We start from the raw sequence: 25,788 nt of genomic DNA on the forward strand, positions 1-25,788 counted from the left end.
GGTCGCGACGCAAACCGGTGGGCATTTTTGTCTTTCTTTTCGGGGCGGATGTTCGCTAGGGTCAACCGCAAATTCATCGAACTGAAATTCGCCCCTGTGGGAGCGAGCCTGCTCGCGAATGCGGCGTGTCAGGCAACCAAATGTTGGATGCACCACCGCCTTCGTCGGAACGCCGCCCGGAGCAGGCTCACTCCTACAATTACAAGATCAACAAGAGACCGATATGCACAGCGAGTTCCCCATCGAATCCAGCTACCGCGATCAACGCGACAAGTTTCTCGCAGCCGCCCATGCCGCTGGCGCCACGCTCACCTCCTACGCACATCCACGTTGCGGCCCTTTTGGCGAACCGCTGAGCACCGACGTCGCCATGCTCGGTGATCCACAGGCCAAACGCCGACTGGTAGCGCTCAGCGGTACCCACGGTGTCGAGGGCTATTACGGCTCGGATTGTCAGATCGATTGGCTGAAGGCATTCGTACCCGGTTCGCTGGCCAATGATGTCGCGGTGGTGATGGTGCACCTTATCAACCCATGGGGCACCGCATGGCTGCGTCGGGTCAATGAAGACAACATCGACCTCAACCGCAATCATCAGGATTTCACAGGACCGCTGCCGGACAACCACGCTTACGCCGCACTGCATGAAATCTACGCCTGCACCGATTTGCACGGCCCCGAGCGCCAACGCGCCGATGCCCTGCTCGATGCGCAGATCGACGAACACGGCTGGCCGGCAGTGATGTCGATTGTCGAGGGCGGTCAGCACAGTCATCCCGACGGATTGTTTTACGGTGGCCGCGCACCGAGCTGGTCGAATCGCACCTTGCATCAAATCATCGAAACGCATTTGGCTGGCGCTGAAACCGTGATGTGTTTTGATCTGCATACCGGCGCTGGCGAATACGGCCATCCGATGTTGCTGACCATCACCCGGGCGCCTTATCCGGCTCTGGCAAAAGCCCAATCGATCTACGGCCCATGGCTTTACACGCTACACACCGGCGCCGATACCTTGAGCGAAACCGGTGTGGCAGCGACGGCTACCGGGTACACCTCGCAGGCATTGCTCAATGCGTTGCCGGACGTGCAGTTGATGCCGTTCGTGATCGAGTGCGGGACGTATCCGGGGCCGGAGGTACATCGTTATTTGCGCGATGACCATTGGCTGCATCTGCATGGCGATCCGCTGGATGCGACGGGGCGGGGGATCAAGTTGAATCTGCTGGAGCAGTTTTATCCGGCTGATCCGGATTGGCGCGCAATGGTCGGTTTGCGCACGCGGCAGATCTGGGCGAAAGGATTGTCGGCATTGGAAAACTGCTCGCAGTAGCTCATCAGTCTCTTTGCTGTCGGCACTTTCCTCCAGGCACAAAAAAACGGCTCACTTTGCGGTAAGCCGTTTTTGCATTTGTGGTGCGCGATTTAATTCATATCTGGATCGAACCTGTTTCCTACAGCGTTTTTTCAACCTGATCGCTCGGTACCGGTTCAGTCGAATGAAAAGGCATTTCGCGCCTGTAGTACTTCGCTCCAGCTTGGCGGCTGTTCCACATTTCTCCTACAGACTTTTCAGGTCGACAACTTACGCTCGGCTGCCTGAGGATGGTTTCTATCGTTTTCTCCAGGATGGATTTCAGATGAAAAGGATGAGTCCGTTGCCATTCAACTCTATGTTCAGTCGGCCATTGTCATGAGTATTTCCAATGAGGATCGCGATTTTCTGGTGGCGATGGGCAGTCGCATCGCTCACTTACGCACAGTGCACGAGATCACCCAGACTCGGTTTGCACGGGCTTTAGGTCTTTCTCGGCAAACCTTTCAGGGCTACGAGGAGGGCACCCGCAGCATGCCGGTCACGACACTGGTGAAGATGGCATTTGCGCTTCGCGTGCCTGTTGAAGACCTGCTCGGGGTTCCCTCGTACACGGAGACGCCCAGGCGCAGCTTGACCTCGACGTGGTATCGACGGCTGCAGTCGATCAATGAGCTTTCGAAGGTCCAGCAGAAGGTCATTGCGCAGATGCTCGACGCCCTGATCGCACAGGCAGCGACCAAAACGAGCAACGAAGAAAAAGAAGTTTGAAGTAACCCAAAGAACGCGGAACCAAGGTGCACGAACACCCTGGCCCCGCTAACCAAAAGCAGCTAGACAGGAGCTAATCATGGCTAAAACCAATCATACGTCATCAACCCCCATCACTGAACGCCGGCTGAAAATCGCCGCAGACTTTTACCCAGTCCACACCAAGGAAAAAGCCTACAGCCCCGCCAAACCGGTGCCCTGGATCAGGCTTCGCGGACTGTGGTTACGACAGGCAGGATTCGAGGTAAACGAGAACGTCAAAGTGCGTGTGATGAAAGGGTGTCTGGTGATTACAGCGGAATAACAGATCACCAAGACTTTTCCAGAGGCATAAAAAAACGGCCTACCTTTCGGTAAGCCGTTTTTAGTACTTGGTGGCTACACAGGGACTTGAACCCCGGACCCCAGCATTATGAATGCTATGCTCTAACCAACTGAGCTATGTAGCCAAGTGGCGCGCATTATTCCCCTGAAATGGAAAAGCGTCAAGCGTAAATTTAAAATATTTCTTCTTATTTTCAACCGCTTATCCTCCGGCCCGCGAAATCCGGGCCGGGTGGGGCTTCAACGCAGCTGAAATCTTGCCGTATTGGCGCTCAAGGCATGGCTGCCCTGACTCAGGGTGTCCGCCGCGAGGTTCACCGCCCTTGCGCCTTCAAGCAAACGCACGGCCGCCTGATCAACCTGCTGGATATTGCCGCTGACCTCGTCGGCGGTGTTCGCCTGTTCCTCAACCGCCGTAGCGATCTGCGCCAGGGTATCGGTGACGCTCTGCACAGCGCTGGCAATTTCGCCCAAACGTTCACCCAGACCGGTGACCGACTCGGCATCGGTTTGCGCCTGGCCGCACGCGGCTTCCATCAGACTCACCGCTTCATTGACCGTGGCGCGCAAGCTGTCGACCGTGCCGGCGATCTGCGCCGTTGACGATTGCGTGCGTTGCGACAAGCTGCGTACTTCATCGGCCACCACGGCGAAACCGCGTCCCTGTTCACCGGCGCGTGCGGCTTCGATGGCCGCATTGAGTGCGAGCAGGTTAGTTTGCTCGGCGACACCACGAATGGTGTCGACGACCAATTGAATCTGCTGGCCTTGCTCGCTGACCCGGCCGAGTGCCGCTGCAGTTTCGTTCAAACGCTGATTGAGCTGCTGAATACTCGCCGTGGTGCGCTGGCTGTCACGGCTGCTGTCGGCGGCGATGCGCCGGGTCTGCTGAGCGCTGCCGGAGGCCTGTTCGCAACTCTGCGCCACGCCTTGCGAGGTGGCGGCCAATTGCGTCGCAGCGGCGGCGATCTGGCTGATCTGCAACTGCTGCGCCTCGACTTCGCCGAGAGCGCCGCTGGAGTGTTCGTTGAGGCTGCGCACGGCATGGCTCAACTGCGAGGTTTCGTGATCGACACCGAGCATGCTCGCGCGCAATTGCACCACGGCAACGTTGAGTGCGGTGCTGATCGCCGCCAGCTCATCGCGGCCCTCCACCGGTACTTGCAGACTGAGGTTGCCATCGCGAAGGGCTTCGGCGAGCAGGGTGATGCCGCTGGCGCTGCGACGGATCGAGGCTTGCAGGCAGACGAACAAATACAGCGCCGCGAGCAGCAGGCAGCCGAAGATCGCCGCGACCATGATGAATTGGCGGATCGCTGAGCTGTGGTAGGCATCCAGTCGTTGGTCCAGCGACACCAGCGACTTCTGGCGCAGAGCGGCGAGGTCGCTCAGCAGTGCATCGAGGCTGCGTTCGAAGTCCTCTGGTTTAAGATTGATGCTGCCGCCGAACACGCCGTCATCCAGCACCTTCAAACCGCTGTCGAGGTGTTTGAGGCTGTCATGGTATTGGCTGGCCCAGCTCTGCTGATCTTTCGGCAGGCGAGCTTCGAGCAGCGTGGCGGTTTTGACCAGTTGCTCGCGGGCATCGCCGATGCGGCTGCGCAAGTCGCGCAATTGCAAGCGGCTTTGCAGGGTGAATTGGCCGGAAACGACTGAGGCCTGGCCGACTGCTGCGAGGCGTCCGACGCGTTCGATCAGGTCCGGCGCGTGCTGCGTGGAGATCTGCGTCAGCAGATAGGTTTCCAGCCACGGTGCGAGGGTCAGGCGATTGTCCATGACGATCTGCTCGCGCAACGCTTGCAGCGCGCTGAGGGCGCTGGTGAAGCGGTCGTAGCCGTCCGGCCACCAACCGACACCGCTGAGGCTTTTCGAATCCAACCCGTTCAGTGCGGTTTGCAGCGCCTGATAGCGGCTGAGTGTTTCCCCCTCGGCACCTTCATTTTTCAGCGCAGCGCCCAAATCGGTGGTGGCTTGCAGGACAGCCGGCTGTACCGCGTCGAACGCGCCCATGGCGGCGAGGGTGGCCGGCGTCGGTTGGCGGTTGGTTTCCGTGGCGCGCCAACGGGCGGCGCGGTCGCGTTGGGCGGCGAGCAGGTCGTCCAGCGCATCGAGTGCGAGCAACTGGCGCACACCGGCGCGTTCGCCGGAAATCAGATTGAGCTTGTCGCGATAGTCCTGGCCGATCATCAACAGGCTGCCGGCCAACGGCAGAATGAACAGCAAAAACAACAACTGGAATTTACCTGCGAAGCCAAACCGCCCCAGCAATTTGATCCCCGGTGAAAGGAAAGCCTGCATGCCCCATGACTCCTCTGGACACCACGCACCATCGGCGTGCATCGCGCTCATTTCGATCGCGACCTGTGCCCTCTAAAAGGCCTCGAAAGTTCACTCTCGCCCGCTCTGTAGGCCGGCTCTGTAGCGAAACTTCCCATTGTCGGTCGCCTTTGTAAGGCGCCCGCGTTCAAGGGGAGAAGCAAGGCAAGATTCAGACCATGGCGTTGCGCTATCACCTTGTAGTCGACGACCAGTCAGTTAGTTAGCTGGCTAAGGGGATGGCGCTGGCGCACCGAAAAATGGCACATTGACGCACTTGCCTGCGTGCACCCATCTGCTGTCCGGAAACTTCCATGGCTATCAGCAACGTTCAGACCGCCGCTGCCTCGGCGCCCGCTGCTCCGCAAAGCAGCCCATTGGTGATGCGTATCATCGGCGCGGTGGCGCTGGCGCATTTGATCAACGACCTGATCCAGTCGGTGCTGCCGTCGATCTACCCGATGCTCAAGGCCAACTATGGCCTGACGTTCACTCAGGTCGGTCTGATCACTTTGACGTTTCAACTGACGGCATCGCTGTTGCAGCCGTGGGTCGGTTATCACACCGATCGGCATCCGAAACCCTGGCTGTTGCCGGCGGGGTCGATTTGTACGTTGATTGGCATCGTGATGATGTCGATGGTTGGCAGTTTCCCCCTGATCCTGCTGGCGGCGGCGTTGATCGGTATCGGTTCCTCGACGTTCCACCCCGAAGCCTCGCGGATTGCGCGGCTGGCCTCGGGCGGGCGCTTTGGGCTGGCGCAGTCGACTTTCCAGGTCGGCGGTAACGCCGGTTCGGCGTTCGGCCCATTGCTGGCGGCGGCGATCATCATCCCGTTCGGCCAGGGCAATGTGGCGTGGTTCGGTTTGTTCGCGGTGTTTGCGCTGTTCGTGCTGTACCGCATCAGTCGCTGGTACGCCCATCACTTGAACCTGTTCAAGCTCAAGGCCGGCCAGGCAGCGACTCACGGGTTGTCGAAGGGCAGGGTGATCAGTGCGCTGGTGGTGCTGGGGCTGTTGGTGTTCTCGAAGTATTTCTACATGGCCAGCCTGACCAGTTACTTCACGTTCTACCTGATCGAGAAGTTCGACCTGTCGGTGGCCAGTTCGCAGTTGCACCTGTTCCTGTTTCTCGGAGCCGTGGCGGCGGGGACGTTCTTCGGCGGGCCGATTGGCGACAAGATCGGCCGTAAAGCGGTGATCTGGTTCTCGATCCTCGGCGTCGCGCCGTTCACGCTGCTCATGCCCCACGTTGATCTGTTCTGGACCACGGTTCTCAGCGTGGTAATCGGCTTCATTCTGGCTTCGGCGTTCTCGGCGATTGTGGTGTACGCGCAGGAGCTGGTGCCGGGCAATGTCGGGATGATTGCCGGGGTGTTCTTCGGTTTGATGTTCGGTTTTGGCGGGATTGGCGCGGCGCTGCTGGGGCATCTGGCGGATGTGCACGGGATTGAGTACGTGTATTTCCTCTGTTCGTTCCTGCCCTTGTTTGGCGTGTTGGCGATTTTCCTGCCGCGCACCAAAAAGGCCTGACCCCACACAATTCCAACTGTGGGCGAGCCTGCTCGCGAATGCGGTGTGACATCCGCAGAGATGTGACTGACACTCCCTCTTCGCGAGCAGGCTCGCTCCCGCAGGGGAAATAGGTTCAGCAGTAAATCTCAGGCACAAAAAAGCCGCGTATCAAACGCGGCTTTTTCTTGGGCGTAACGTTTACACGTTGAAGCGGAAGTGCATTACGTCGCCGTCTTTGACGATGTAATCCTTGCCTTCCAGACGCCATTTACCGGCTTCTTTGGTGCCGGCTTCGCCCTTGTACTGGATGAAGTCGTTGTAGGCGATCACTTCGGCGCGGATGAAGCCTTTCTCGAAGTCGGTGTGGATCACGCCAGCAGCCTGAGGTGCGGTGGCACCGACTTTGACGGTCCAGGCGCGGACTTCTTCGACACCGGCGGTGAAGTAGGTCTGCAGGTGCAGCATTTCGTAACCGGCGCGGATCACGCGGTTCAGGCCAGGCTCTTCCAGGCCCAGGGCCTCGAGGAACATGTCCTTCTCTTCGCCGTCATCGAGCTCGGCGATTTCCGCTTCGATCTTGTTGCAGACCGGAACGACCATCGCGCCTTCTTCTTCGGCAATGGCCTTGACCACGTCCAGGTGCGGGTTGTTCTCGAAACCGTCTTCAGCGACGTTGGCGATGTACATGACCGGTTTGGTGGTCAGGAGGTGGAAGCCCTTGATCACGGCCTTTTCGTCCGCGCTCATGTTCTTCATCAGGCTGCGCGCCGGCTTGGCTTCGGTGAAGTGGGCGATCAGTTGCTCAAGCAAGGCTTTCTGAACCACGGCGTCCTTGTCACCACCCTTGGCGTTGCGCGCGACTTTCTGCAGTTGCTTCTCGCAGCTGTCGAGGTCGGCGAAGATCAGTTCCAGGTCGATGATTTCGATGTCGCGCTTCGGGTCGACGCTGTTGGAAACGTGGATCACGTTGTCGTCTTCGAAGCAGCGCACAACGTGAGCGATCGCGTCGGTTTCACGGATGTTGGCCAGGAACTTGTTGCCCAGGCCTTCACCTTTCGAGGCGCCGGCTACCAGGCCTGCGATGTCGACGAATTCCATGGTGGTCGGCAGGATGCGCTTCGGGTTGACGATGGCCGCCAGGGCTTCCAGACGCGGATCCGGCATCGGCACGATGCCGCTGTTCGGCTCGATCGTGCAGAAGGGGAAGTTCTCGGCCGCGATACCGGATTTGGTCAGGGCGTTGAACAGGGTGGACTTGCCGACGTTAGGCAGGCCGACGATGCCGCAATTGAATCCCATGGTGTTTCCCCTCGGATAAGAGTCAGGCCTTCTGGCTGTGCAGGTTTTTCATCGCGCGGTTCCATTCACCGGCGAGGATATCCGGCAGCACGCCGAGGGCAAAGTCGATGCTGGCATCGAGTTTTTCCTGTTCGGCGCGTGGCGCACGACCCAGGACGAAATTTGAAACCATACTGGCGACGCCCGGGTGGCCAATGCCAAGCCGCAGGCGGTAGAACGTATTCTGATTACCCAATTGCGCAATGATGTCGCGCAACCCGTTGTGACCGCCATGGCCGCCGCCCTGCTTGAGCTTGGCAACGCCCGGAGGCAGATCGAGTTCGTCGTGCGCCACGAGGATTTCTTCAGGCTTGATGCGGAAGAAACCGGCGAGTGCCGCCACGGCCTGGCCGCTGCGGTTCATGTACGTGGTGGGAATCAGCAGACGAACATCCTGACCCTGATGAGAATAGCGCCCGGTCAGGCCGAAATATTTGCGATCGGCGACAAGGTTGACACCTTGTGCGTCAGCGATGCGCTCAACAAAAAGGGCCCCTGCGTTATGCCGGGTCTGGTCGTATTCAGCGCCTGGATTTCCCAGGCCAACGATCAGTTTGATGGCAGTCACGATAGGGGCCCTTCCTTTGAGTGGTGGATAACATCGCCGCGATCAGGGAAAGCGGCGAAAGTGGACGAAAAATGCTCATTTACCATGGATGTAAACTCCGCGTTCTCGCCCGCTTTCTCGCTACGTTCCAGTCCGCGATGTTACTTGCTCACTCAGGCATGACAGAGTGAATTACTCTGCTGCGCCTTCTTCGGTAGCTTCTGGAGCAACACGTGGAGCGTGGACGTTGGCAACAGCCTTGTCATCGCCGTGTGCCAGAGCAACGAACTCAACGCCTTTAGGTGCTTTGAGGTCCGACAGGTGAATGATCGAACCGATTTCTGCTTTCGACAGGTCGACTTCGATGAACTCAGGCAGGTCTTTAGGCAGGCAGGTCACTTCGATTTCCGAAGTAACATGCGAAACTTCGCCGCCTTTTTTCACTGGAGCTTCTTCGCCGACAAAGTGCACAGGCACGATAGCGGTGAGTTTCTGGCCAGCGACAACGCGTACGAAGTCAGCGTGCATCACGTGGCCTTTGGCCGGGTGACGCTGCAGAGCTTTGATGATTACGTTTTGCTTGGTGCCACCAATGTTCAGCTCGATGATGTGGCTGTAAGCCGCTTCGTTTTCGAGCAGTTTGGTAACTTCTTTGGCCAGCATGCTGATGGATTCAGGGGCTTTCTCGCCACCGTAAACTACAGCTGGAACCAGGCTAGCGATACGACGCAGGCGGCGGCTCGCACCTTTCCCCAGGTCGGAACGCACTTCAGCATTCAGAGTAAAATCGTTCATTTTGTATCTCCAAAATAGCCATGACCGAGTGGCGTTTGCGACCAGCGCCGAACACGGTATGGGCAAAAAAGCCCCGCCCCGGCAGGAATGCCGGGGCGGGGCGCTTTTCGTCAACAAGACATTTCGCGAAGGGCAGGGCCCTTAACGGAACATCGCGCTGATCGATTCTTCATTGCTGATGCGGCGAACCGCTTCGGCAACAACCGGTGCGATATCCAGTTGACGGATACGTGCACAGGCTTGTGCTGCAGCGGACAGCGGGATGGTGTTGGTCACCACCAGCTCGTCCAGCACGGAATTTTCGATATTCTCGATGGCCCGACCCGACAGCACAGGGTGTGTGCAGTAGGCAAAGACCTTGGCTGCGCCATGCTCTTTCAGGGCCTTGGCCGCGTGGCACAGAGTGCCGGCGGTATCGACCATGTCATCGACCAGAATGCAGGTACGCCCTTCGACATCACCGATGATATGCATCACTTCAGAGTGATTGGCTTTCTCACGGCGTTTGTCGATGATCCCGAGGTCCACGCCCAGGGATTTGGCAACGGCACGTGCACGCACGACGCCACCAATGTCCGGGGACACGATCATCAGGTTTTCGAAGCGCTGATCTTCAATGTCATCCACCAGTACCGGGGAGCCGTAGATGTTATCTACCGGAATATCGAAGAAACCCTGAATCTGGTCAGCATGCAGATCAACCGTGAGAACACGGTCGATGCCGACTACGGTAAGCATGTCAGCAACGACTTTCGCGCTGATAGCCACACGTGCGGAACGCGGACGGCGATCCTGACGGGCATAACCAAAATAAGGAATAACAGCAGTGATACGAGTAGCCGAGGAGCGGCGGAAGGCATCAGCCATCACTACCAGTTCCATCAGGTTATCGTTGGTCGGAGCGCAAGTCGGCTGAATAATGAAAACGTCTTTACCGCGAACGTTTTCATTGATCTCGGCTGTAATTTCGCCGTCGGAAAACTTGCCGACAGAGATGTCACCGAGAGGGATATGCAGCTGACGTACGACACGCCGAGCCAGATCGGGGTTAGCATTCCCCGTAAAGACCATCATCTTGGACACGCGCAGTACCTAGAGGCTGAGGGTAACCTGGATGAGTATAGAAAATGGCAGGGGCGGCTGGATTCGAACCAACGCATGGCAGGATCAAAACCTGCTGCCTTACCGCTTGGCGACGCCCCTGTATCTGTTGCATCAAGTGCCGAGCACTTGGTTCCTTTAGAGCAGACTTTGCAGCTTGCGGTGCAACATCGAAACGTTGCTGCCTTTGGCTACAAACCCTGTAAGGGTCTCTGTCAGAAGGGCCGAGACTTTATCAGCTTCAGCTTTGCTTGGGAAGCCCCCAAACACACAACTTCCAGTTCCGGTGAGCTTTGCTTCGGTAAATTTACCTAACAAATCCAATGCGTTACGTACTTCTGGATAACGCCTTGCAACCACCGGCAAGCAGTCATTTCGACTGTTTCCCTCGGGAACGGGGCGCACTTTAATGGGCGGCGTGTTACGTGTCAACAAAGGATCGGAAAAAATTTCTGCCGTACTAACAGAGACTTGCGGCACGAGCACCAGATACCACGGTTCTTCGGGATCGACCGGGGTCAGTTTCTCGCCCACGCCCTCGGCAAACGCCGCGTGACCACGGACGAAAACCGGTACGTCGGCACCCAGCGTCAGGCCCAGTTCGGCCAGGCGATCTTCGTCCCAACCCAATTGCCACAAATGATTCAGGCCGAGCAAAGTCGTCGCCGCGTTCGAGCTGCCACCGCCGATGCCGCCGCCCATGGGCAGCACTTTATCAATCCAGATATCGATACCGAGCGAGCAACCGGATTGTTGCTGGAGCATTTTCGCCGCGCGCACGATCAGATTGCTGTCGTGGGGCACGCCTGCGAATTCGGTGTGCAGTTGAATCACGCCGTCATTGCGCACGGCAAAAGTGATCTCGTCGCCATAATCGACAAACTGAAACAGCGTCTGCAATTCGTGATAACCGTCTTCACGGCGACCGAGAATGTGCAGCATCAGATTGAGTTTGGCCGGCGAGGGCAGGGTCAGGCGTGCAGCGGTCATGGGTTATTGCCCCAACTTGCGCGGTTGCCAGGTCTTGATCACCAACGTGACGTCCAGGTCAGTGCCGTGCAACTTGATGCGTTCCGGCAACCAGTAACCGTTCTGCTCGGTGTAGGCGATGTATTCGACTTTCCAGCCATCCTGTTCGAGGTTGGCCAAGCGGCTGTCGGCATCCAGATTCAGGCGACTTTTGCTGTTCGGGGCTGGCAGGCCACGCACCCACCAGGCCAGGTTCGACACCGGCAGTTTCCAGCCTAGTTGCTCTTCAAGCAGCGCTTCCGGCGACTCGGAGTCATAGCGACCTTGATTGGCAACTTCCAGCGAAACCTTGCCCGGGCGCCCGGTCAAACGGGCCGCGCCACGACCCAGTGGGCCGGACAGGCGAATGTCGTAATAGTCCTGACGTTGCAGCCAGAACAGCGTGCCGCTACCGGAATCTTTCGGTGCGCGGATGCCGATCTTGCCGTCGATCTGCCAGCCGTCGAGGCCGGTCAGCTGTTGTTTGTTCGCGGCCCATTGAGCCGGACTGCCGTGGCCCTCGACCGATTCGCGAGTGCCAAAACCCGAGCAGCCGGCGAGCAGGGCGATGAAGCTGAAAACAATAACGTGGCGCAAAAACATGAGTTAAAGAGTCTCGGATCCGGTCAGGCGCTTGATGGTGCTGCGCAGAATGGTGCTGTCGGGCTGATCCTTGAGGAATTTGCCCCAGATTTGTTTGGCTTCACGCTGGTTGCCCTTGGTCCACAAGACTTCGCCCAGGTGCGCGGCGACTTCGTGATCCGGGAAGCGCTCCAGCGCCTGGCGCAGATACTTCTCGGCGTCGTCCAGATTGCCCAAGCGGTAGTTCACCCAGCCGAGGCTGTCGAGTACGGCCGGGTCTTCCGGATTGATCTGGTGTGCCTGCTCGATCAGCGCTTTGGCTTCAGCGTAGCGGGTGGTGCGGTCGGACAGGGTGTAGCCCAGCGCGTTGAGCGCCATGGCGTTGTCCGGATCACGCTTGATGATCAGGCGCAGGTCTTTTTCCATTTGCGCCAGGTCATTGCGTTTTTCCGCGAGCATCGCCCGGGTGTAGAGCAGGTTCAGATCGTCCGGGTATTGCTGCAAGGCTTGCTGCAAGACTTTCCAGGCCTTGTCGTCCTGTTTGTTAGCCGACAGGGTTTCCGATTCGATCAGGTACAGCTGGATCGCGTAATCCGGTTGCTCGTCGCGCTGGGCGGCGAGTTTGCTTTGCGCTTCAGCCGTTTTGCCGTTGTTCATCAGGATGTCGGCCTGACGCAATTGCGCCGGCAGATAATCGTTGCCCGGGCCGACCTGGGCGTACTCGATGAGGGCGCCTTGCGGGTCGTTGCGTTCTTCGGCGATGCGACCGAGGTTCAGGTGCGCCGAATCGACGTGGCTTTCGCGCGCGATCAAGTCTTCCAGATAACCCTTGGCCTCGTCCCAGGCTTTGGCTTCCAGGCAGACCAGGGCGAGCGAGTAACGCAGTTCGTCGTCTTCCGGGTATTGCTGAACCAGGCTGGAGAACTCGGCCTTGGCGTCTTCCATGCGGTCTTGCTCAACCAGCATGCGCGCGTAAGTCAGGCGCAGGCGTTTGTCGTCCGGGTATTTCTTGATGCTTTTTTGCAGCAGGGGCAGGGCTTCGTCGCCACGGTTGAGCAATTGCAGCAGACGTGCGCGCAGCAGGATCGGTGCGATCTCGCCTTCTTCCGGCGGATGGTCTTCGAGCAATGCCAGTGCGGCTTTGTTGTCGCCATCCTGTTGCAACAACAGGGCCTTGCCGAAAATCAGCTGGCTGTTGTTCGGGTGACGCTGCAACAAGCGGTCGAAACTTTTCATCAGACCGTTGCGGGTTTCCTGATCGGTATCCGCTGCCGACAGCGCGAGGAAATCGAAATGGGTGTCGCCCTTGCCCTGCAGGACCTTCTCCATATAGACCATCGAGTCGTCATAACGCCCGGCGCGCGCCAGTTGCACGGCGGCGGCGCGTTGCGCTTCGAGGTCGTCCGGGGCATTTTTCGCCCAGATCAGCGCGGTATCGAGGGCCGGTTGATCGGCGCCCAGATATTCGGCAATACGGAATGCACGCTCGGAGACGCCCGGATCCTGGGTGTTGATGGCCTGGGTCACGTAGTTGTCCAGGGCAATGTCGAAGCGATTGCGCTGGCCGGCGAGTTCGGCGCTCAACAGGCTGAAAACGGTTTCCTCGCTGAACGAGCTGTAAACCTTGGGCTTTTCAGGCGCGGGCGTGGTGTCTTCAACCGACGGCGTACCGTCCGGCGAAACGGGGGCCAAGGCCTGGCAGCCGCTGAGGAAGACAAAAGCGAGGAGCAACGCGGAAGATCTATTCATATAGGAAGAGGACGACTAACCTGCGGTCGGATCATCATGACACAAGCCTTCAACCAAACATAACCGAGACTCAATTGTGCCCATTATAGGGACTGACGATTGGGACAATAGTCAGCGGTAGTTGTTCTGAATCTTTCGAAGTAGGACAATTGCCGGCTTCACGTCACCATCAGCGACCTTGAATGGCCTTCCTTGCACTCGGTATCAACCACAAGACTGCTTCAGTAGACGTCCGCGAGCGCGTGGCTTTTACTCCTGAACAGCTGGTGGAGGCCTTGCAGCAGCTCTGCCGACTGACCGACAGCCGCGAAGCTGCGATCCTCTCCACCTGCAATCGCAGTGAGCTTTATATAGAACAGGATCAGCTTTCTGCCGATATCGTGCTGCGCTGGCTGGCCGATTATCACCATTTAAGCCTCGATGAGCTGCGCGCGAGTGCTTATGTGCATGAAGATGATGCGGCAGTTCGTCACATGATGCGTGTCGCCTCCGGGCTCGACTCGCTGGTGCTGGGCGAACCGCAGATTCTCGGCCAAATGAAGTCGGCCTATGCCGTGGCCCGCGAGGCCGGCACCATCGGGCCGCTGCTCGGACGGCTGTTTCAGGCGACGTTCAATGCCGCCAAACAGGTGCGCACCGACACCGCGATTGGTGAAAACCCGGTGTCCGTGGCGTTTGCCGCGGTCAGCCTGGCCAAACAGATTTTCAGTGATTTGCAACGCAGCCAGGCCTTGCTGATCGGCGCTGGCGAGACCATTACTCTGGTTGCCCGCCATCTGCACGAGCTGGGGGTCAAGCGCATCGTCGTGGCCAACCGCACCCTGGAGCGCGCCAGTTTGCTGGCCGAACAGTTCGGCGCCCACGCGGTGCTGCTCTCGGACATCCCGGCAGAGCTGGTGCGCAGCGACATCGTCATCAGTTCGACCGCCAGTCAGTTGCCGATTCTCGGCAAAGGCGCGGTCGAGAGTGCACTGAAGCTGCGCAAGCACAAACCGATTTTCATGGTCGATATCGCCGTTCCCCGCGATATCGAGCCAGAAGTTGGCGAGTTGGACGACGTTTACCTCTACAGCGTCGACGATCTCCACGAAGTTGTCGCCGAGAACCTCAAGAGTCGTCAGGGGGCAGCCCAGGCAGCGGAGGAGATGGTCTCGGTCGGCGCCGATGATTTCATGGTGCGCCTGCGCGAATTGGCGGCGGTCGACGTGCTCAAGGCCTATCGTCAGCAGAGCGAACGCCTGCGCGACGAGGAGCTGCAAAAAGCCCTGCGTCTGCTGGCCAACGGCGGCAACGCCGAAGACGTACTCGGGCAACTGGCCCGTGGCCTGACCAATAAACTCTTGCATGCGCCCAGCGTGCAATTGAAAAAGCTTTCTGCCGAAGGCCGCCTCGATGCGCTGGCCATGGCCCAGGAACTCTTTGCCCTCGAGGGCTCACCGGATAGCTTTTCGGATAAAAAACCGCAATGAAAGCGTCACTGCTCAATAAGCTGGATGTCCTCCAGGACCGTTTCGAGGAACTCACCGCACTGCTCGGCGACGGCGAAGTCATTTCCGATCAAGTCAAATTCCGCGCCTATTCCAAGGAATACGCCGAACTTGAGCCGGTGGTACAGGGCTATAAAAAGCTGCTCAGCGTACAAAGCGATCTTGAAGGCGCGCAGGCGTTGCTCAAGGACAGCGACCCGGACATGCGGGAAATGGCCGTGGAAGAAGTCCGTGAAGCCAAAGAGTTGCTGATCACCCTCGAAGACGATCTGCAGCGCATGCTGCTGCCCAAGGATCCCAACGACGGCCGTAACGTCTTTCTTGAAATCCGTGCCGGCACCGGTGGCGACGAGGCGGCGATCTTCTCCGGCGACCTGTTCCGCATGTACTCGCGTTACGCCGAACGTCGTGGCTGGCGCGTGGAAATTCTTTCGGAAAACGAAGGCGAACACGGTGGCTATAAAGAAGTCATCGCCCGCATCGAAGGCGACAACGTTTACGGCAAGCTGAAATTCGAATCCGGCGCGCACCGCGTACAGCGTGTACCCGCCACCGAATCCCAGGGTCGGATCCACACTTCGGCGTGCACCGTGGCGGTATTGCCCGAGCCGGACGAGCGCGAAGCCATCGAGATCAACCCGGCGGATCTGCGCGTCGACACTTACCGCTCCTCCGGGGCGGGTGGTCAGCACGTCAACACCACCGATTCGGCGATCCGCATCACCCACATACCGACCGGCACCGTCGTCGAGTGTCAGGAAGAACGTTCCCAGCACAAGAACCGTGCGCGGGCGATGGCCTGGCTGTCGGCCAAACTCAACGATCAGCAAACCGCTGCGGCGGCCAATGCGATTGCCAGCGAGCGTAAATTGCTGGTGGGTTCCGGTGATCGTTCCGAGCGGATTCGTACCTACAACTTTGCTCAGGGCCGGGTTACCGACCATCGCGTCAACCTGACCCTGTACTCCCTCGATGAAATCCTTGCCGGTGGCGTTGAAGCGGTGATCGAGCCGTTGCTGGCCGAATACCAGGCTGACCAGCTCGCAGCGATAGGTGAATAAATGACCATCATTGCCAGCCTGTTGCGCGCTGCCGAATTGCCGGACTCACCGACTGCGCGTCTGGATGCCGAATTGCTTCTTGCCGCTGCACTGGGCAAGTCGCGCAGCTTTCTGCACACCTGGCCCGAGCGCATCGTGCCGAGTGAAGCGGCGCTGGTCTTTGCCGAGTATTTGCAACGCCGCCGCAGTGGCGAGCCGGTGGCTTACATTCTGGGTCAGCAGGGGTTCTGGAAGCTGGATCTGGAAGTCGCGCCGCACACGCTGATCCCGCGCCCGGATACCGAACTGCTGGTGGAAGCGGCGCTGGAATTGCTGCCCGCAACGCCCGCTAAAGTCCTCGATCTCGGCACTGGCAGCGGCGCGATCGCCCTGGCCTTGGCCAGCGAACGTCCGGCGTGGAAAGTCACCGCTGTGGATCGCGTGCTGGAAGCCGTGGCACTTGCCGAACGCAATCGCCAGCGCCTGCATTTGCACAACGCCACCGTGCTCAGCAGCCACTGGTTCAGTGCGCTGGAAGGTCAGCGTTTTCAGTTGATCATCAGCAACCCGCCGTACATTGCCGCTGCCGATCCGCATCTGGTCGAAGGCGATGTGCGTTTCGAACCGACCAGTGCACTGGTCGCCGGTGAAGACGGACTCGACGATCTGCGTCTGATCGTCGCCCAGGCCCCTGATCATCTTGAGGCCGCCGGCTGGCTGATGCTCGAACACGGCTATGATCAAGCCGAAGCCGTGCGCGATCTGTTGCTCACTCGCGGTTTTGAAGAAGTCCACAGCCGCACCGATCTGGGCGGTCATCAACGCATCAGTCTGGGGCGCCTGCCGTGCTGAATGATCAGGAATTGCTGCGCTACAGCCGGCAGATTCTGCTGCAACACATCGACATCGACGGGCAGTTGAAGCTCAAGGCCAGTCGCGTACTGATCGTCGGCCTCGGCGGTCTCGGCGCGCCGGTTGCGCTGTATCTGGCAGCGGCGGGTGTCGGTGAATTGCATCTCGCGGATTTCGATACGGTCGACCTGACCAACCTGCAACGCCAGATCATTCATGACACCGACAGCGTCGGCATGAGCAAGGTCGACTCGGCGCTCAAGCGTCTGGGCGCGATCAATCCAGAGATTCAACTGATCGCTCATCGTCAGGCGCTGGACGAGGATTCTCTCGCTGCTGCCGTGGCGGCGGTGGATCTGGTGCTCGACTGTTCCGATAATTTCTCCACCCGCGAAGCGGTCAATGCTGCGTGTGTGGCGGCGTGCAAACCTTTGGTCAGCGGCGCGGCGATTCGGCTGGAAGGGCAGTTGTCGGTGTTCGACCCGCGTCGTGCCGAGAGCCCGTGCTATCACTGTTTATACGGGCACGGCAGCGAGGCCGAACTGACCTGCAGCGAGGCCGGAGTGGTCGGACCGCTGGTTGGTCTGGTCGGCAGCCTGCAAGCACTGGAAGCCTTGAAGGTGCTGGTCGGTTTCGGTGAGCCGCTGGTGGGCCGCTTGCTGCTGATCGATGCCCTGGGTTCGCGCTTCCGCGAGCTGCGGGTCAAGCGCGATCCGGGTTGCAGCGTCTGTGGTTCGCGCCATGCGTGAAGCGCCGATCGGCGTGTTCGACTCCGGCGTTGGCGGCTTGTCGGTGTTGGCGGAAATCCAGCGGTTGCTGCCCAATGAATCGCTGCTCTATGTCGCCGATTGCGGGCACGTCCCCTACGGCGAGAAAACCCCGGAATTCATTCGCCAGCGCTGCAGCGTGATGGCCGGTTTTTTCCGCGAGCAGGGCGCCAAGGCGTTGGTGCTGGCCTGCAATACCGCGACGGTCGCAGGCGTTGCCGATTTACGACGTGATTTTCCTGACTGGCCGATTGTCGGTATGGAGCCTGCGGTCAAACCAGCGGCAGCCGCGACCCGCAGCGGTGTAGTCGGCGTACTCGCCACCACCGGCACGTTGCAGAGCGCCAAGTTCGCGGCGCTGCTCGATCGCTTTGCCACTGACGTGCGCGTGATCACCCAGCCATGCCCCGGCCTGGTCGAGCTGATTGAAAGCGGCGATCTGCACAGCGCCGAGTTGCGCCAGTTGCTGCAAGGGTATGTCGAGCCACTGCTGGCCAGCAGTTGCGACACGATCATTCTGGGCTGTACCCACTATCCCTTCCTCAAGCCGATGCTCAAATCGATGATCCCTGCGGACATCAGCCTGATCGATACCGGCGCTGCTGTGGCGCGGCAACTTCAGCGGCTTTTGGCGGAGCGCGATTTGCTTGCCGCCGGCCCGAACCGGTCGGTCAGATTCTGGACCAGCGCGGACCCTGCGTACTTCAAAAACATCCTGCCATTGCTGGGACAAAGCGCTGGCGAAGTGCAAAACTTCGACTTGTAAAAAAATTGTGAAATAACTAGAAAAACAGCTGAACTTCTAATCAAGCGCTAGCTTCTATAGCGATGAGTTATCTAGAAAACCAAACGATCGTTCCGGAAAAGGAAGTTTCAACGTGAAGCGACTATTCTGCTTGGCCGCGATTGCGGCCGCACTGATGGGGCAAAGTATTACTGCACAAGCGGCAGGCGTGGAGTTCGCGGTGGGTGCCACCAGCGATTCGACCATGACGTACCGCCTGGGCATGAATTTCGACTGGGACAAGAGCTGGCTGCAAAGTGACGTCGGTCGTCTGACCGGTTATTGGAGCGGCGCTTACACTTACTGGGAAGGTGACAAGACGTCCAGTAACAACAGCCTGTCGTTCTCGCCTGTATTCGTTTACGAGTTCGCCGGTGAGTCGGTCAAACCGTATGTCGAGGCGGGCATCGGCGTAGCCGCGTTCTCCAATACCAAGTACGAATCCAACAATCTCGGCGGCTCTTTCCAGTTCGAAGACCGCCTGGGTTTTGGCCTGCGTTTCAATGGCGGACATGAAGTCGGGATTCGTGCGACGCACTATTCCAACGCCGGTCTCGCCAGTGACAACGACGGCGTAGAAAGTTACTCGCTGCATTACACGATGCCGCTCTAAAAAGATCAAAAGATCGCAGCCTTCGGCAGCTCCTACATGGGAATGATTTCTCCTGTAGGAGCTGCCGAAGGCTGCGATCTTTTGCTTTAAATCAGCGGTAGGCAGTCGTGATGCCTTTGCGTTCTTCAATGCACTCCGGCGCGCCCATTTCGAATTCGCGACAAATCAGCGGCCGTTTCTCATAGATCGTGCACATCATGCTGTCGCGATCCAGCGCCGCGCACCAGCCGTCGTCCAGACGCAACATCACTTCACCGCCCCACTCATCGGTATCGATAAAGCGATCAGGCACGCCAGTGTCGGTGATCAGCATCACTTCGAGCTGGCAACAGCACGCCGCGCAGGTCGAGCAAGTGACCGCCGGTTGCGTGATTTGTTGGTGGGGAATGGTCTTCATGGTCGGCAGTGTAAGGCAGTGGCCGGCGCACGTGTGAAAGGTCTGACGGACGCTCAGCGAGTCAGCCGCCGAGCCATCGTATGCAGCAACGGAAACAGCAGTGCCCAGAGCAGGCCGATGCCGATCAGTGTCGGCAGTTCTCCGTAGGGAAATTGCACCCCGGCCAGGCGCCCGCCAGCGTAATACGACAGCGCGCCGCCGACCGCGCCAAGCACACTGGCCAGCCACCAAGGGCGGGCGCTCCAGGCCAGACAATGACGCAAGGTGGTCGCCAGCAGCGCCCAGAGCAGCATCAGCCACAACGGAATCAGCGGCGACTGATCCTGAAACGCGAACACGCCGGCACCGCGCAACACACTGTCGACCGCGGTGCCGACAATCACCACGCTGAGGATCAAACGCCCCTCAGCCGCCCAACTGCTGATCCAGCGCAGATGGATCACCAGCACCGCCAGCGCGGCCAGCAACCACAGGCTGTTGCCGCCCATCACGCAGATCAGCCAGCCGATCTGGAACAACACGGCATTGGCGACACGCTCAAGCATCGAAGCGTCCGAGCAGCGGCGCGGTCATCGCCGCCGGTTTGGCCAGCAGCAATTGCGCGGTGCCGATGGTGCGTTCGAGGAAACCGCCCTCGCAGTAACACAGGTAAAACTCCCACAACCGCAGGAAATAATCGTCATAGCCCAGTTCGCTCAAGCGGCCGTGGGCGCGGCGGAAGTTCTCGTGCCACAGGCGCAGGGTGCGGGCGTAGTGCAGGCCGAAATCCTCCATGTGCAGCAGGTTCATGTCGGTGTCGCGGCCGACCACTTCGAGCATTTTCTGCACGCAGGGCAGGGCGCCGCCGGGGAAGATGTAGCGCTGGATGAAATCGACGCTACGCTTGGCCTGTTCGTAACGCTGCTCGCGGATGGTGATCGCCTGGATCAACATCAGGCCGTTGCTCTTGAGCAACTGCGCGCACTGTTTGAAGTAGGTCGGCAGGAAGCGGTGCCCGACGGCTTCGATCATCTCGATCGACACCAGTTTGTCGTATTCGCCGGTCAGGTCGCGGTAGTCCTTGAGCAACAGCGTGACGCGATCCTGCAAACCCAGTTGTTCGATGCGTTGCGCGGTAAACGCGTACTGCTCTTTCGACAGGGTCGTGGTGGTCACGCGGCAGCCGTAATGTTGCGCGGCATACAGCGCCATGCTGCCCCAGCCAGTGCCGATCTCCAGCAAATGGTCGCTGTCCTTGAGCGCGAGCTTCTGACAGATGCGCTCGAGTTTGTTCAGTTGTGCCTGTTCGAGGCTGTCTTCCGGCGTAAGGAACTGCGCCGCCGAATACATCATGGTCGGGTCGAGAAACTGCTCGAACAGATCGTTGCCCAGATCGTAGTGCGCGGCGATGTTCTTCTGCGAACCCTTGCGCGTGTTGCGGTTGAGCCAGTGCAGACCTTGCACAAGTGGCCGGCTGAGACGGGCCAGACCGCCCTCCATGGCATCGAGCACGTCGAGGTTGCTGACGAACACGCGGACCACGGCCGTCAGATCCGGTGAACTCCAATAGCCATGGATAAAGGCCTCGCCGGCACCAATCGAACCGTTACCGGCAACCAGGCCCCAAACGGCCGAGTCGAGCACATGGATTTCCCCGAGCAAGGCACTGCCCGGCGTACCGAACATCAGGCGTTCGCCATCCTCGATCACCAACAGTTGGCCGTTTTTCAGCTGAGCCAATTGACGCAGCACGCCACGGCGCAGCAACGATCCGGTCAAACCGTTGGTGCTGAGCCGGCTGACCGACAGACTAGAGGATTTCATGGCGCTGCTCCTTGGGAGGCACAGTGGCGGTTTGAAAACTGCCGTCGGCAGTCTGATGAGCAAAAATCGGTGCGCGTTTGAGCAGCAGTCGCAGCGCTTGCCAGTAAATGGCCAGAGCGGTTTTCGCGGTCATCCACGGAAAGCGCCGCAGGTAACGATGCAGGCTGCGCCGGTCGAGGCTTTCGCGTTGCAGATTGAGCGTCGCGTCGAACAGTTTGTGTTCGCCTTGCCAGTCAGCCATGTGCACGCCGAGTTTTTGCGCGGCGGGGCTGAAGCTCATGCGGTATTCGAGATCGCGCGGCAGGAACGGTGAAACGTGAAAGGCTTTGGCCACGGCAAAGTGCTGATGGAAATCCTGCAGATTGACCGGGGGCCGCGCCGGCAACACATAGTGGTAGCGCTCGCCCCACGGCGTGTTGGTCACTTCGCAGACGATCGCCGCCAGTTGCCCGTCCGCCTCATGGCAGTAAAAGAAACTCACCGGGTTGAACGACAGCCCCCAACTGCGCGCCTGGGTCAGCAGGCAGATCGAGCCTTGCGGTTCGTGGCCGATGGCAAGGCCGACTTGCTGGCGCACCGCATCGATCAAGCGTATGCCACGGCCGGTGAAGGCCTTGAGGTAGTCAGTCTCGCGAAATGAAAACGGCGCAAAGCGGCTGCGTCCGGCCAGCGGCGAGAGTGCAAGTACCGCGTCCTGTTCGCTGAGATCGAGGTAGAGCAAGCCGATCCGGTAACGGAATTCATGGCGGCGCGGCGAAAAACGCCGATGGCCGATCCAGCCGCTATACAGGGCGCTGTTCATAAGCTTTCCCCGAACGCGGCGGCCACGCGCAAGGCGCTGACGACACCGTCCTCATGAAACCCGTTGGCCCAGTAAGCGCCGCAATAATGCGTGTGCTGCGCACCATCCAGTTCACCCCAGCGTTGCTGCGCGGCCACGGCCGCAAGGCTGAACTGCGGGTGGGCGTACGTGTAGCGGGCGAGCGCTTTGTCGGGGCTGATCCCGGCACTCTGATTGAGGCTGACGCAGAACGTGGTGTCGCTCTGAATGCCCTGCAGAATGTTCATGTCGTAAGTGACGGCAGCGTGGGTATGGCCGGCGCCACTGAGCCGATAGTTCCAGCTGGCCCAGGCCAGTTTGCGCGTCGGCAGCAAACGGGTATCGGTGTGCAGCACCACTTCGTTTTCGGCATACGGCAGAGCGCCGAGGATTGCGCGTTCGGCATCGCTAGGGACTGCCAGCAGTTTCAGCGCCTGGTCGCTGTGACAGGCGAATACCACTCGGTCAAAGTGCTCGAGGCCTGCCGGGCTGTGGATAACTACGCCATGCACATCGCGATCAACCCGGGTGACCGGGCAATTGAGCCGAATCCTGTCCTTGAACGCGGCTGTCAGCGGCGCGATGTAAGCGCTGGAACCGCCTTCAATGACTTGCCATTGCGGCCGATCGCTGACTGACAACAGCCCGTGGTTCTTGAAGAACCGCACAAAAAACTGCAGCGGGAAGTTGAGCATTTCTGCCATCGACATCGACCAGATCGCCGAGCCCATCGGCACGATGTAATGCAGGATGAAACGTTCACCGTAGCCGCCAGCCTTGAGGTATTCGTCGAGGGTGGTGTCGGCGGCGATGCGCAGTTCGACGAGGTCGCGCTGAGCTTCTTTGTTGAAGCGCAGGATGTCGCGCAACATGCCCCAGAACCCCGGCGACAACAGATTGCTGCGCTGGGCGAAGAGGCTGTTGAGGTTGTTGCCGTTGTATTCCAGACCGGTGTCTGGGTCGGTTACCGAGAAACTCATTTCCGTCGGTTTGAACGCCACGCCGAGTTGGCCGAGCAAGCGGATGAAGTTCGGGTAGGTCCAGTCGTTGAAGACGATGAAACCGGTGTCCACGGCGTACTGCCGTCCTGCGACGGTGACGTCCACGGTGTGCGTGTGGCCACCGACCCAGTCGCCCGCCTCGAATACCGTGACTTCATGGCGGCGATTGAGCAGGTAGGCGCAGGTCAGTCCGGCGATGCCGCTGCCGACGATGGCAATTTTCATGTCGGATCCGTCAGAGGAGGCGACTTGCGCACCATGCGCTTGCCGATGGCCAATTGGACGCGCGTCGGCAATTTCGACAGCGGCCACAGCGCGGCCATGAACAGCGCCGGGAAGGCGATTTCCAATGGCCGATCTTTGAGTTTGGCGAAGATATGCCGCGCCGCTTTATCCACAGGCCAGCTCAAGGGCATGGGGAAATCGTTTTTGGCGGTCAGCGGGGTCTCCACAAAACCGGGGCTGATGACTGTGACTTCAATGCCTTCGTCGGCGAGATCGATGCGCAGCGATTCGAACAGGTAGCGCAAACCGGCCTTCGAGGCGCCGTAGGCTTCAGCCCGTGGCAGCGGCAGGTAGGTTACCGAACTGGCCATGCCGACCAGGTGCGGCGCGGTGCCTTTGCGCAGCAAGGGCAGGGCGGCCTCGATGCAGTAGCTGCTGGCGAGCAGGTTGGTGCGCACCACATGCTCGATGATCGAGGAATCGAACTGTTTGGCATCCACGTATTCGCAGGTGCCAGCGTTGAGGATCACCGAATCCAGGGAACCCCAGTCGGCGGCGATCTGCTCGCCGATTTCGCGCACTGTCTGGCTGTTGGTCAGATCCCCCGGCACCACCAGAACCTGCCCCGGATAGCGTTGTGACAAGACCTTGAGCGCGGCGACCTGACGGGAGCTGACCGCCAGGTGTGCACCGGTTTTCAGAATCTCTTCAGCCAGCGCCGCGCCGATGCCACTGCTGGCCCCGGTCAACCAATAACGCCGTGGAGGTGTACGACTCATCCCATTCTCCTTTTCAGCCAGGCAATGACCCGGCCCAATACTGGCAAGTGTTCATACAGCAGCGCCCCGGCATCAAAATAATCCCGATGGCGATAAACCTTGTCGTGCCACAGCAAATGCGAGCAGCCGCTGACACGAATCAAACGACCACCCGCCAGGCGCGGGTGGCGATAACTCATGACCCAACGCAGGTAGCCCTCGCAGGCGCCGATCTGGTCGAAACCATGAAAGTCGAAACGCAGTTCGCTGACGTTGGCGTACAGCTCGCCGAAATAGACGCGCAGTTGCGCCAGCCCCTGCACTTCATGCAGCGGGTCGGTGAAGTGAATGTCATCGCTGTACAGCTCGCCCAGGCTTTCCAGGTTGTCTTTGTTCAATGCTGAAAATTGCCGGGCGAAACGGCGCAGGAATTCACTCATCATCACCTCCGGTAGACGTACGCGAAGGCAGACTCTTGAAGGCAGCCAATGCGCGCTGGCGCGAAGTGCTGAGATTGACGATCGGCGACGGGTAATCCGCCGCGCCGAACAAACCACCGACGTCGGCCGGGTTATGCACTTCTTTCTTGTTGAGGGCCGCCAGTTCCGGTAGCCAGTGCTTGATGAACAGGCCTTCGCTGTCGAATTTTTCCGACTGGCTCAACGGATTGAAGATGCGGAAGTACGGTGCCGAATCGGTGCCGGTGGAGGCGCTCCATTGCCAGCCACCGTTGTTCGCCGCCAGATCGCCATCAATCAGGTGACGCATGAAAAAGCGTTCGCCTTCGCGCCAGTCGATCAGCAGGTTTTTGGTCAGGAACATCGCCACGATCATGCGCAGGCGATTGTGCATCCAGCCGGTTTCGAGCAATTGCCGCATGGCCGCGTCGATGATCGGCAGACCGGTGCGCGCCTCTTGCCAGGCGGCAAGATCGTCCGGCGCATCACGCCAGGCCAGCGCTTCGGTTTCCTGGCGAAAGGCGCGGTGCCGCGAGACCCGTGGATAGCCGACCAGAATGTGTTTGTAGAACTCGCGCCACAGCAGCTCGTTGATCCAGGTGACCGCACCGACCTTGCCGCTCTCGAACTCGCCCTGATTGCTTTGCAGGGCGGCGTGCAGGCACTGGCGCGGCGAAATCACCCCGGCGGCGAGGTACGCCGAGAGCTGACTGGTGCCAGGCTTGGCCGGGAAATCGCGTTCGCTTTGGTAGTAGTCGATCTGCGCGTCGGTGAAGGTGTCGAGACGGCGCCGGGCTTCCTGTTCCCCGGCCGGCCACAGATCACGCAGAGCTTGATTCGGAGTGGCGAAGCCTGTGACGGAACCGGGCAGCGGATCGCTGTCGATCTGAAGTTTTGCCTGTTTGCCGGGTGCCGGGATCAGGGCCGGCATCGAGCGGTGCAGACGTTCGTAACAGACTTTGCGGAATTGGCTGAACACCTGGAAATAAGTGCCGGTCTTGGTCAGCACGCTGCCGGGTTTGAACAGCAACTGATCGAGGTAGCTGTGAAACGTGATGCCCTCGGCCTTCAGTGTGTCCGCCACCGAGGCGTCGCGACGGCTTTCATGGACACCGTATTCTTCATTGACGTGAACCGCTTCGACCTTCAGTTGCCGACAGAGCTTGAGCAGTTCCGCTGGCGCTTGATCCCAATGCGCGGCAGTACGGATCAGCAGCGGAATGTTCAGCGCGGCGAGGCTTTTGCTCAGCTCATCGAGGTTGCGCAACCAGAAGTCGACCTTGCACGGCGCATCGTCATGTTCCAGCCACTGCTGCGGGCTCAACAGATACACGGCAACCGTCGGGCCGCGCGCTGCGGCGGCCGCGAGGGCGGTGTTGTCATGTTGGCGCAAGTCGCTGCGCAGCCAGATCAATTGCATGTC

General features: G+C 59.5%; 26 protein-coding genes and 2 tRNA genes. 10 read left to right on the forward strand and 18 right to left on the reverse strand.

Going from position 1 to position 25,788, the window contains the following annotated elements; genetic code table 11:
* Positions 1-223 precede the first annotated feature (223 nt).
* From QZR14_RS10275 to QZR14_RS10285, 3 genes are all read left to right on the forward strand, one after another.
* On the forward strand, positions 224-1,333 hold the full coding sequence (locus QZR14_RS10275) for a DUF2817 domain-containing protein (RefSeq protein ID WP_311996489.1): 1,110 nt from the start codon (positions 224-226) through the stop codon (positions 1,331-1,333).
* 360 nt (positions 1,334-1,693) lie between these two features.
* Positions 1,694-2,086, forward strand: a complete 393-nt coding sequence (locus QZR14_RS10280) for a helix-turn-helix domain-containing protein (protein ID WP_311996490.1) — start codon at positions 1,694-1,696, stop codon at positions 2,084-2,086.
* Between the two features lie 79 nt (positions 2,087-2,165).
* Positions 2,166-2,390: a SymE family type I addiction module toxin gene (locus tag QZR14_RS10285; RefSeq protein ID WP_250606176.1), complete on the forward strand. Its 225-nt coding sequence runs from the start codon at positions 2,166-2,168 to the stop codon at positions 2,388-2,390.
* A gap of 68 nt (positions 2,391-2,458) precedes the next feature.
* Here the strand turns inward: QZR14_RS10285 and QZR14_RS10290 are convergent.
* Together QZR14_RS10290 and QZR14_RS10295 are read right to left on the reverse strand one after the other, a co-directional pair.
* A tRNA-Met gene (locus QZR14_RS10290) sits at positions 2,459-2,535 on the reverse strand.
* Positions 2,536-2,650: 115 nt separating this feature from the next.
* A complete protein-coding gene (locus QZR14_RS10295) occupies positions 2,651-4,708 on the reverse strand; it encodes a methyl-accepting chemotaxis protein (RefSeq protein WP_311996491.1) in 2,058 nt (685 codons plus the stop codon).
* 332 nt (positions 4,709-5,040) lie between these two features.
* Here QZR14_RS10295 and QZR14_RS10300 point away from each other — a divergent pair, with 332 nt between their 5' ends.
* Complete coding sequence (locus QZR14_RS10300) at positions 5,041-6,258, forward strand: MFS transporter (RefSeq protein WP_250606178.1); 1,218 nt, start codon at positions 5,041-5,043, stop codon at positions 6,256-6,258.
* 180 nt (positions 6,259-6,438) lie between these two features.
* Here the strand turns inward: QZR14_RS10300 and ychF are convergent, their stop codons facing one another.
* The 8 genes from ychF to QZR14_RS10340 all read right to left on the reverse strand — a co-directional run bounded on the left by ychF (position 6,439) and on the right by QZR14_RS10340 (position 13,360).
* Positions 6,439-7,539 (reverse strand): redox-regulated ATPase YchF, encoded by a 1,101-nt coding sequence (gene ychF, locus QZR14_RS10305; RefSeq protein WP_103306068.1) that lies wholly within the window; start codon positions 7,537-7,539, stop codon positions 6,439-6,441.
* A 22-nt stretch (positions 7,540-7,561) separates the two neighbouring features.
* Positions 7,562-8,146: an aminoacyl-tRNA hydrolase gene (gene pth / locus QZR14_RS10310; protein ID WP_007912902.1), complete on the reverse strand. Its 585-nt coding sequence runs from the start codon at positions 8,144-8,146 to the stop codon at positions 7,562-7,564.
* Between the two features lie 171 nt (positions 8,147-8,317).
* Positions 8,318-8,920: a 50S ribosomal protein L25/general stress protein Ctc gene (locus tag QZR14_RS10315; RefSeq protein WP_250606179.1), complete on the reverse strand. Its 603-nt coding sequence runs from the start codon at positions 8,918-8,920 to the stop codon at positions 8,318-8,320.
* 141 nt (positions 8,921-9,061) lie between these two features.
* A complete protein-coding gene (locus QZR14_RS10320; RefSeq protein WP_003171603.1) occupies positions 9,062-10,003 on the reverse strand; it encodes a ribose-phosphate pyrophosphokinase in 942 nt (313 codons plus the stop codon).
* A gap of 45 nt (positions 10,004-10,048) precedes the next feature.
* A tRNA-Gln gene (locus QZR14_RS10325) sits at positions 10,049-10,123 on the reverse strand.
* 36 nt (positions 10,124-10,159) lie between these two features.
* A complete protein-coding gene (ispE, locus tag QZR14_RS10330) occupies positions 10,160-11,011 on the reverse strand; it encodes a 4-(cytidine 5'-diphospho)-2-C-methyl-D-erythritol kinase (RefSeq protein WP_250606181.1) in 852 nt (283 codons plus the stop codon).
* Between the two features lie 3 nt (positions 11,012-11,014).
* Positions 11,015-11,632: a lipoprotein insertase outer membrane protein LolB gene (gene lolB, locus QZR14_RS10335; RefSeq protein ID WP_250606182.1), complete on the reverse strand. Its 618-nt coding sequence runs from the start codon at positions 11,630-11,632 to the stop codon at positions 11,015-11,017.
* A gap of 3 nt (positions 11,633-11,635) precedes the next feature.
* The gene (locus tag QZR14_RS10340; RefSeq protein ID WP_250606183.1) at positions 11,636-13,360 is read right to left on the reverse strand and encodes a tetratricopeptide repeat protein; all 1,725 of its coding nucleotides are present in this window, start codon (positions 13,358-13,360) and stop codon (positions 11,636-11,638) included.
* Between the two features lie 182 nt (positions 13,361-13,542).
* On the opposite strand from QZR14_RS10340, the gene hemA reads away from it, so the two are divergent.
* The 6 genes from hemA (at position 13,543) to QZR14_RS10370 (ending at position 18,903) form a co-directional block, all read left to right on the forward strand.
* Positions 13,543-14,829, forward strand: coding sequence for a glutamyl-tRNA reductase (hemA, locus tag QZR14_RS10345; RefSeq protein ID WP_007951716.1), 1,287 nt, complete (start codon positions 13,543-13,545; stop codon positions 14,827-14,829).
* A complete protein-coding gene (prfA, locus tag QZR14_RS10350; protein WP_250606184.1) occupies positions 14,826-15,908 on the forward strand; it encodes a peptide chain release factor 1 in 1,083 nt (360 codons plus the stop codon). The genes hemA and prfA overlap by 4 nt, the downstream gene beginning before the upstream one ends.
* Complete coding sequence (gene prmC, locus QZR14_RS10355; RefSeq protein ID WP_311996492.1) at positions 15,909-16,739, forward strand: peptide chain release factor N(5)-glutamine methyltransferase; 831 nt, start codon at positions 15,909-15,911, stop codon at positions 16,737-16,739.
* Positions 16,733-17,488, forward strand: coding sequence for a molybdopterin-synthase adenylyltransferase MoeB (locus QZR14_RS10360; RefSeq protein ID WP_150693135.1), 756 nt, complete (start codon positions 16,733-16,735; stop codon positions 17,486-17,488). Before prmC ends, QZR14_RS10360 begins: the two co-directional genes overlap by 7 nt.
* Positions 17,481-18,272, forward strand: a complete 792-nt coding sequence (gene murI, locus QZR14_RS10365; protein ID WP_250606186.1) for a glutamate racemase — start codon at positions 17,481-17,483, stop codon at positions 18,270-18,272. The genes QZR14_RS10360 and murI overlap by 8 nt, the downstream gene beginning before the upstream one ends.
* 112 nt (positions 18,273-18,384) lie before the next feature.
* Complete coding sequence (locus tag QZR14_RS10370) at positions 18,385-18,903, forward strand: acyloxyacyl hydrolase (RefSeq protein WP_250606187.1); 519 nt, start codon at positions 18,385-18,387, stop codon at positions 18,901-18,903.
* A gap of 91 nt (positions 18,904-18,994) precedes the next feature.
* On the opposite strand, the gene QZR14_RS10375 is transcribed toward QZR14_RS10370, so the two are convergent.
* From QZR14_RS10375 to phrB, 8 genes are read right to left on the reverse strand one after another with little or no spacing between them, the layout of a single operon-like run.
* Complete coding sequence (locus QZR14_RS10375; RefSeq protein ID WP_311996493.1) at positions 18,995-19,300, reverse strand: YkgJ family cysteine cluster protein; 306 nt, start codon at positions 19,298-19,300, stop codon at positions 18,995-18,997.
* A gap of 53 nt (positions 19,301-19,353) precedes the next feature.
* Positions 19,354-19,845, reverse strand: coding sequence for a DUF2878 domain-containing protein (locus QZR14_RS10380; RefSeq protein ID WP_250606188.1), 492 nt, complete (start codon positions 19,843-19,845; stop codon positions 19,354-19,356).
* Positions 19,838-21,103, reverse strand: coding sequence for an SAM-dependent methyltransferase (locus tag QZR14_RS10385; RefSeq protein ID WP_250606189.1), 1,266 nt, complete (start codon positions 21,101-21,103; stop codon positions 19,838-19,840). The genes QZR14_RS10380 and QZR14_RS10385 overlap by 8 nt, the downstream gene beginning before the upstream one ends.
* Positions 21,090-21,905 (reverse strand): DUF1365 domain-containing protein, encoded by an 816-nt coding sequence (locus QZR14_RS10390; protein WP_311996494.1) that lies wholly within the window; start codon positions 21,903-21,905, stop codon positions 21,090-21,092. Before QZR14_RS10390 ends, QZR14_RS10385 begins: the two co-directional genes overlap by 14 nt.
* A complete protein-coding gene (locus tag QZR14_RS10395; RefSeq protein WP_311996495.1) occupies positions 21,902-23,149 on the reverse strand; it encodes an NAD(P)/FAD-dependent oxidoreductase in 1,248 nt (415 codons plus the stop codon). The genes QZR14_RS10390 and QZR14_RS10395 overlap by 4 nt, the downstream gene beginning before the upstream one ends.
* Entirely contained in the window at positions 23,146-23,928 is a 783-nt protein-coding gene (locus QZR14_RS10400; protein WP_250606192.1) for an SDR family NAD(P)-dependent oxidoreductase, read from the reverse strand. The genes QZR14_RS10395 and QZR14_RS10400 overlap by 4 nt, the downstream gene beginning before the upstream one ends.
* Positions 23,925-24,347 (reverse strand): nuclear transport factor 2 family protein, encoded by a 423-nt coding sequence (locus QZR14_RS10405; protein ID WP_250606193.1) that lies wholly within the window; start codon positions 24,345-24,347, stop codon positions 23,925-23,927. Before QZR14_RS10405 ends, QZR14_RS10400 begins: the two co-directional genes overlap by 4 nt.
* Complete coding sequence (gene phrB, locus QZR14_RS10410) at positions 24,340-25,785, reverse strand: deoxyribodipyrimidine photo-lyase (RefSeq protein WP_311996591.1); 1,446 nt, start codon at positions 25,783-25,785, stop codon at positions 24,340-24,342. Before phrB ends, QZR14_RS10405 begins: the two co-directional genes overlap by 8 nt.
* Between the last annotated feature and the right edge of the window lie 3 nt (positions 25,786-25,788).

This window comes from Pseudomonas sp. rhizo66 (assembly GCF_031931925.1).
Lineage (GTDB): Bacteria > Pseudomonadota > Gammaproteobacteria > Pseudomonadales > Pseudomonadaceae > Aquipseudomonas.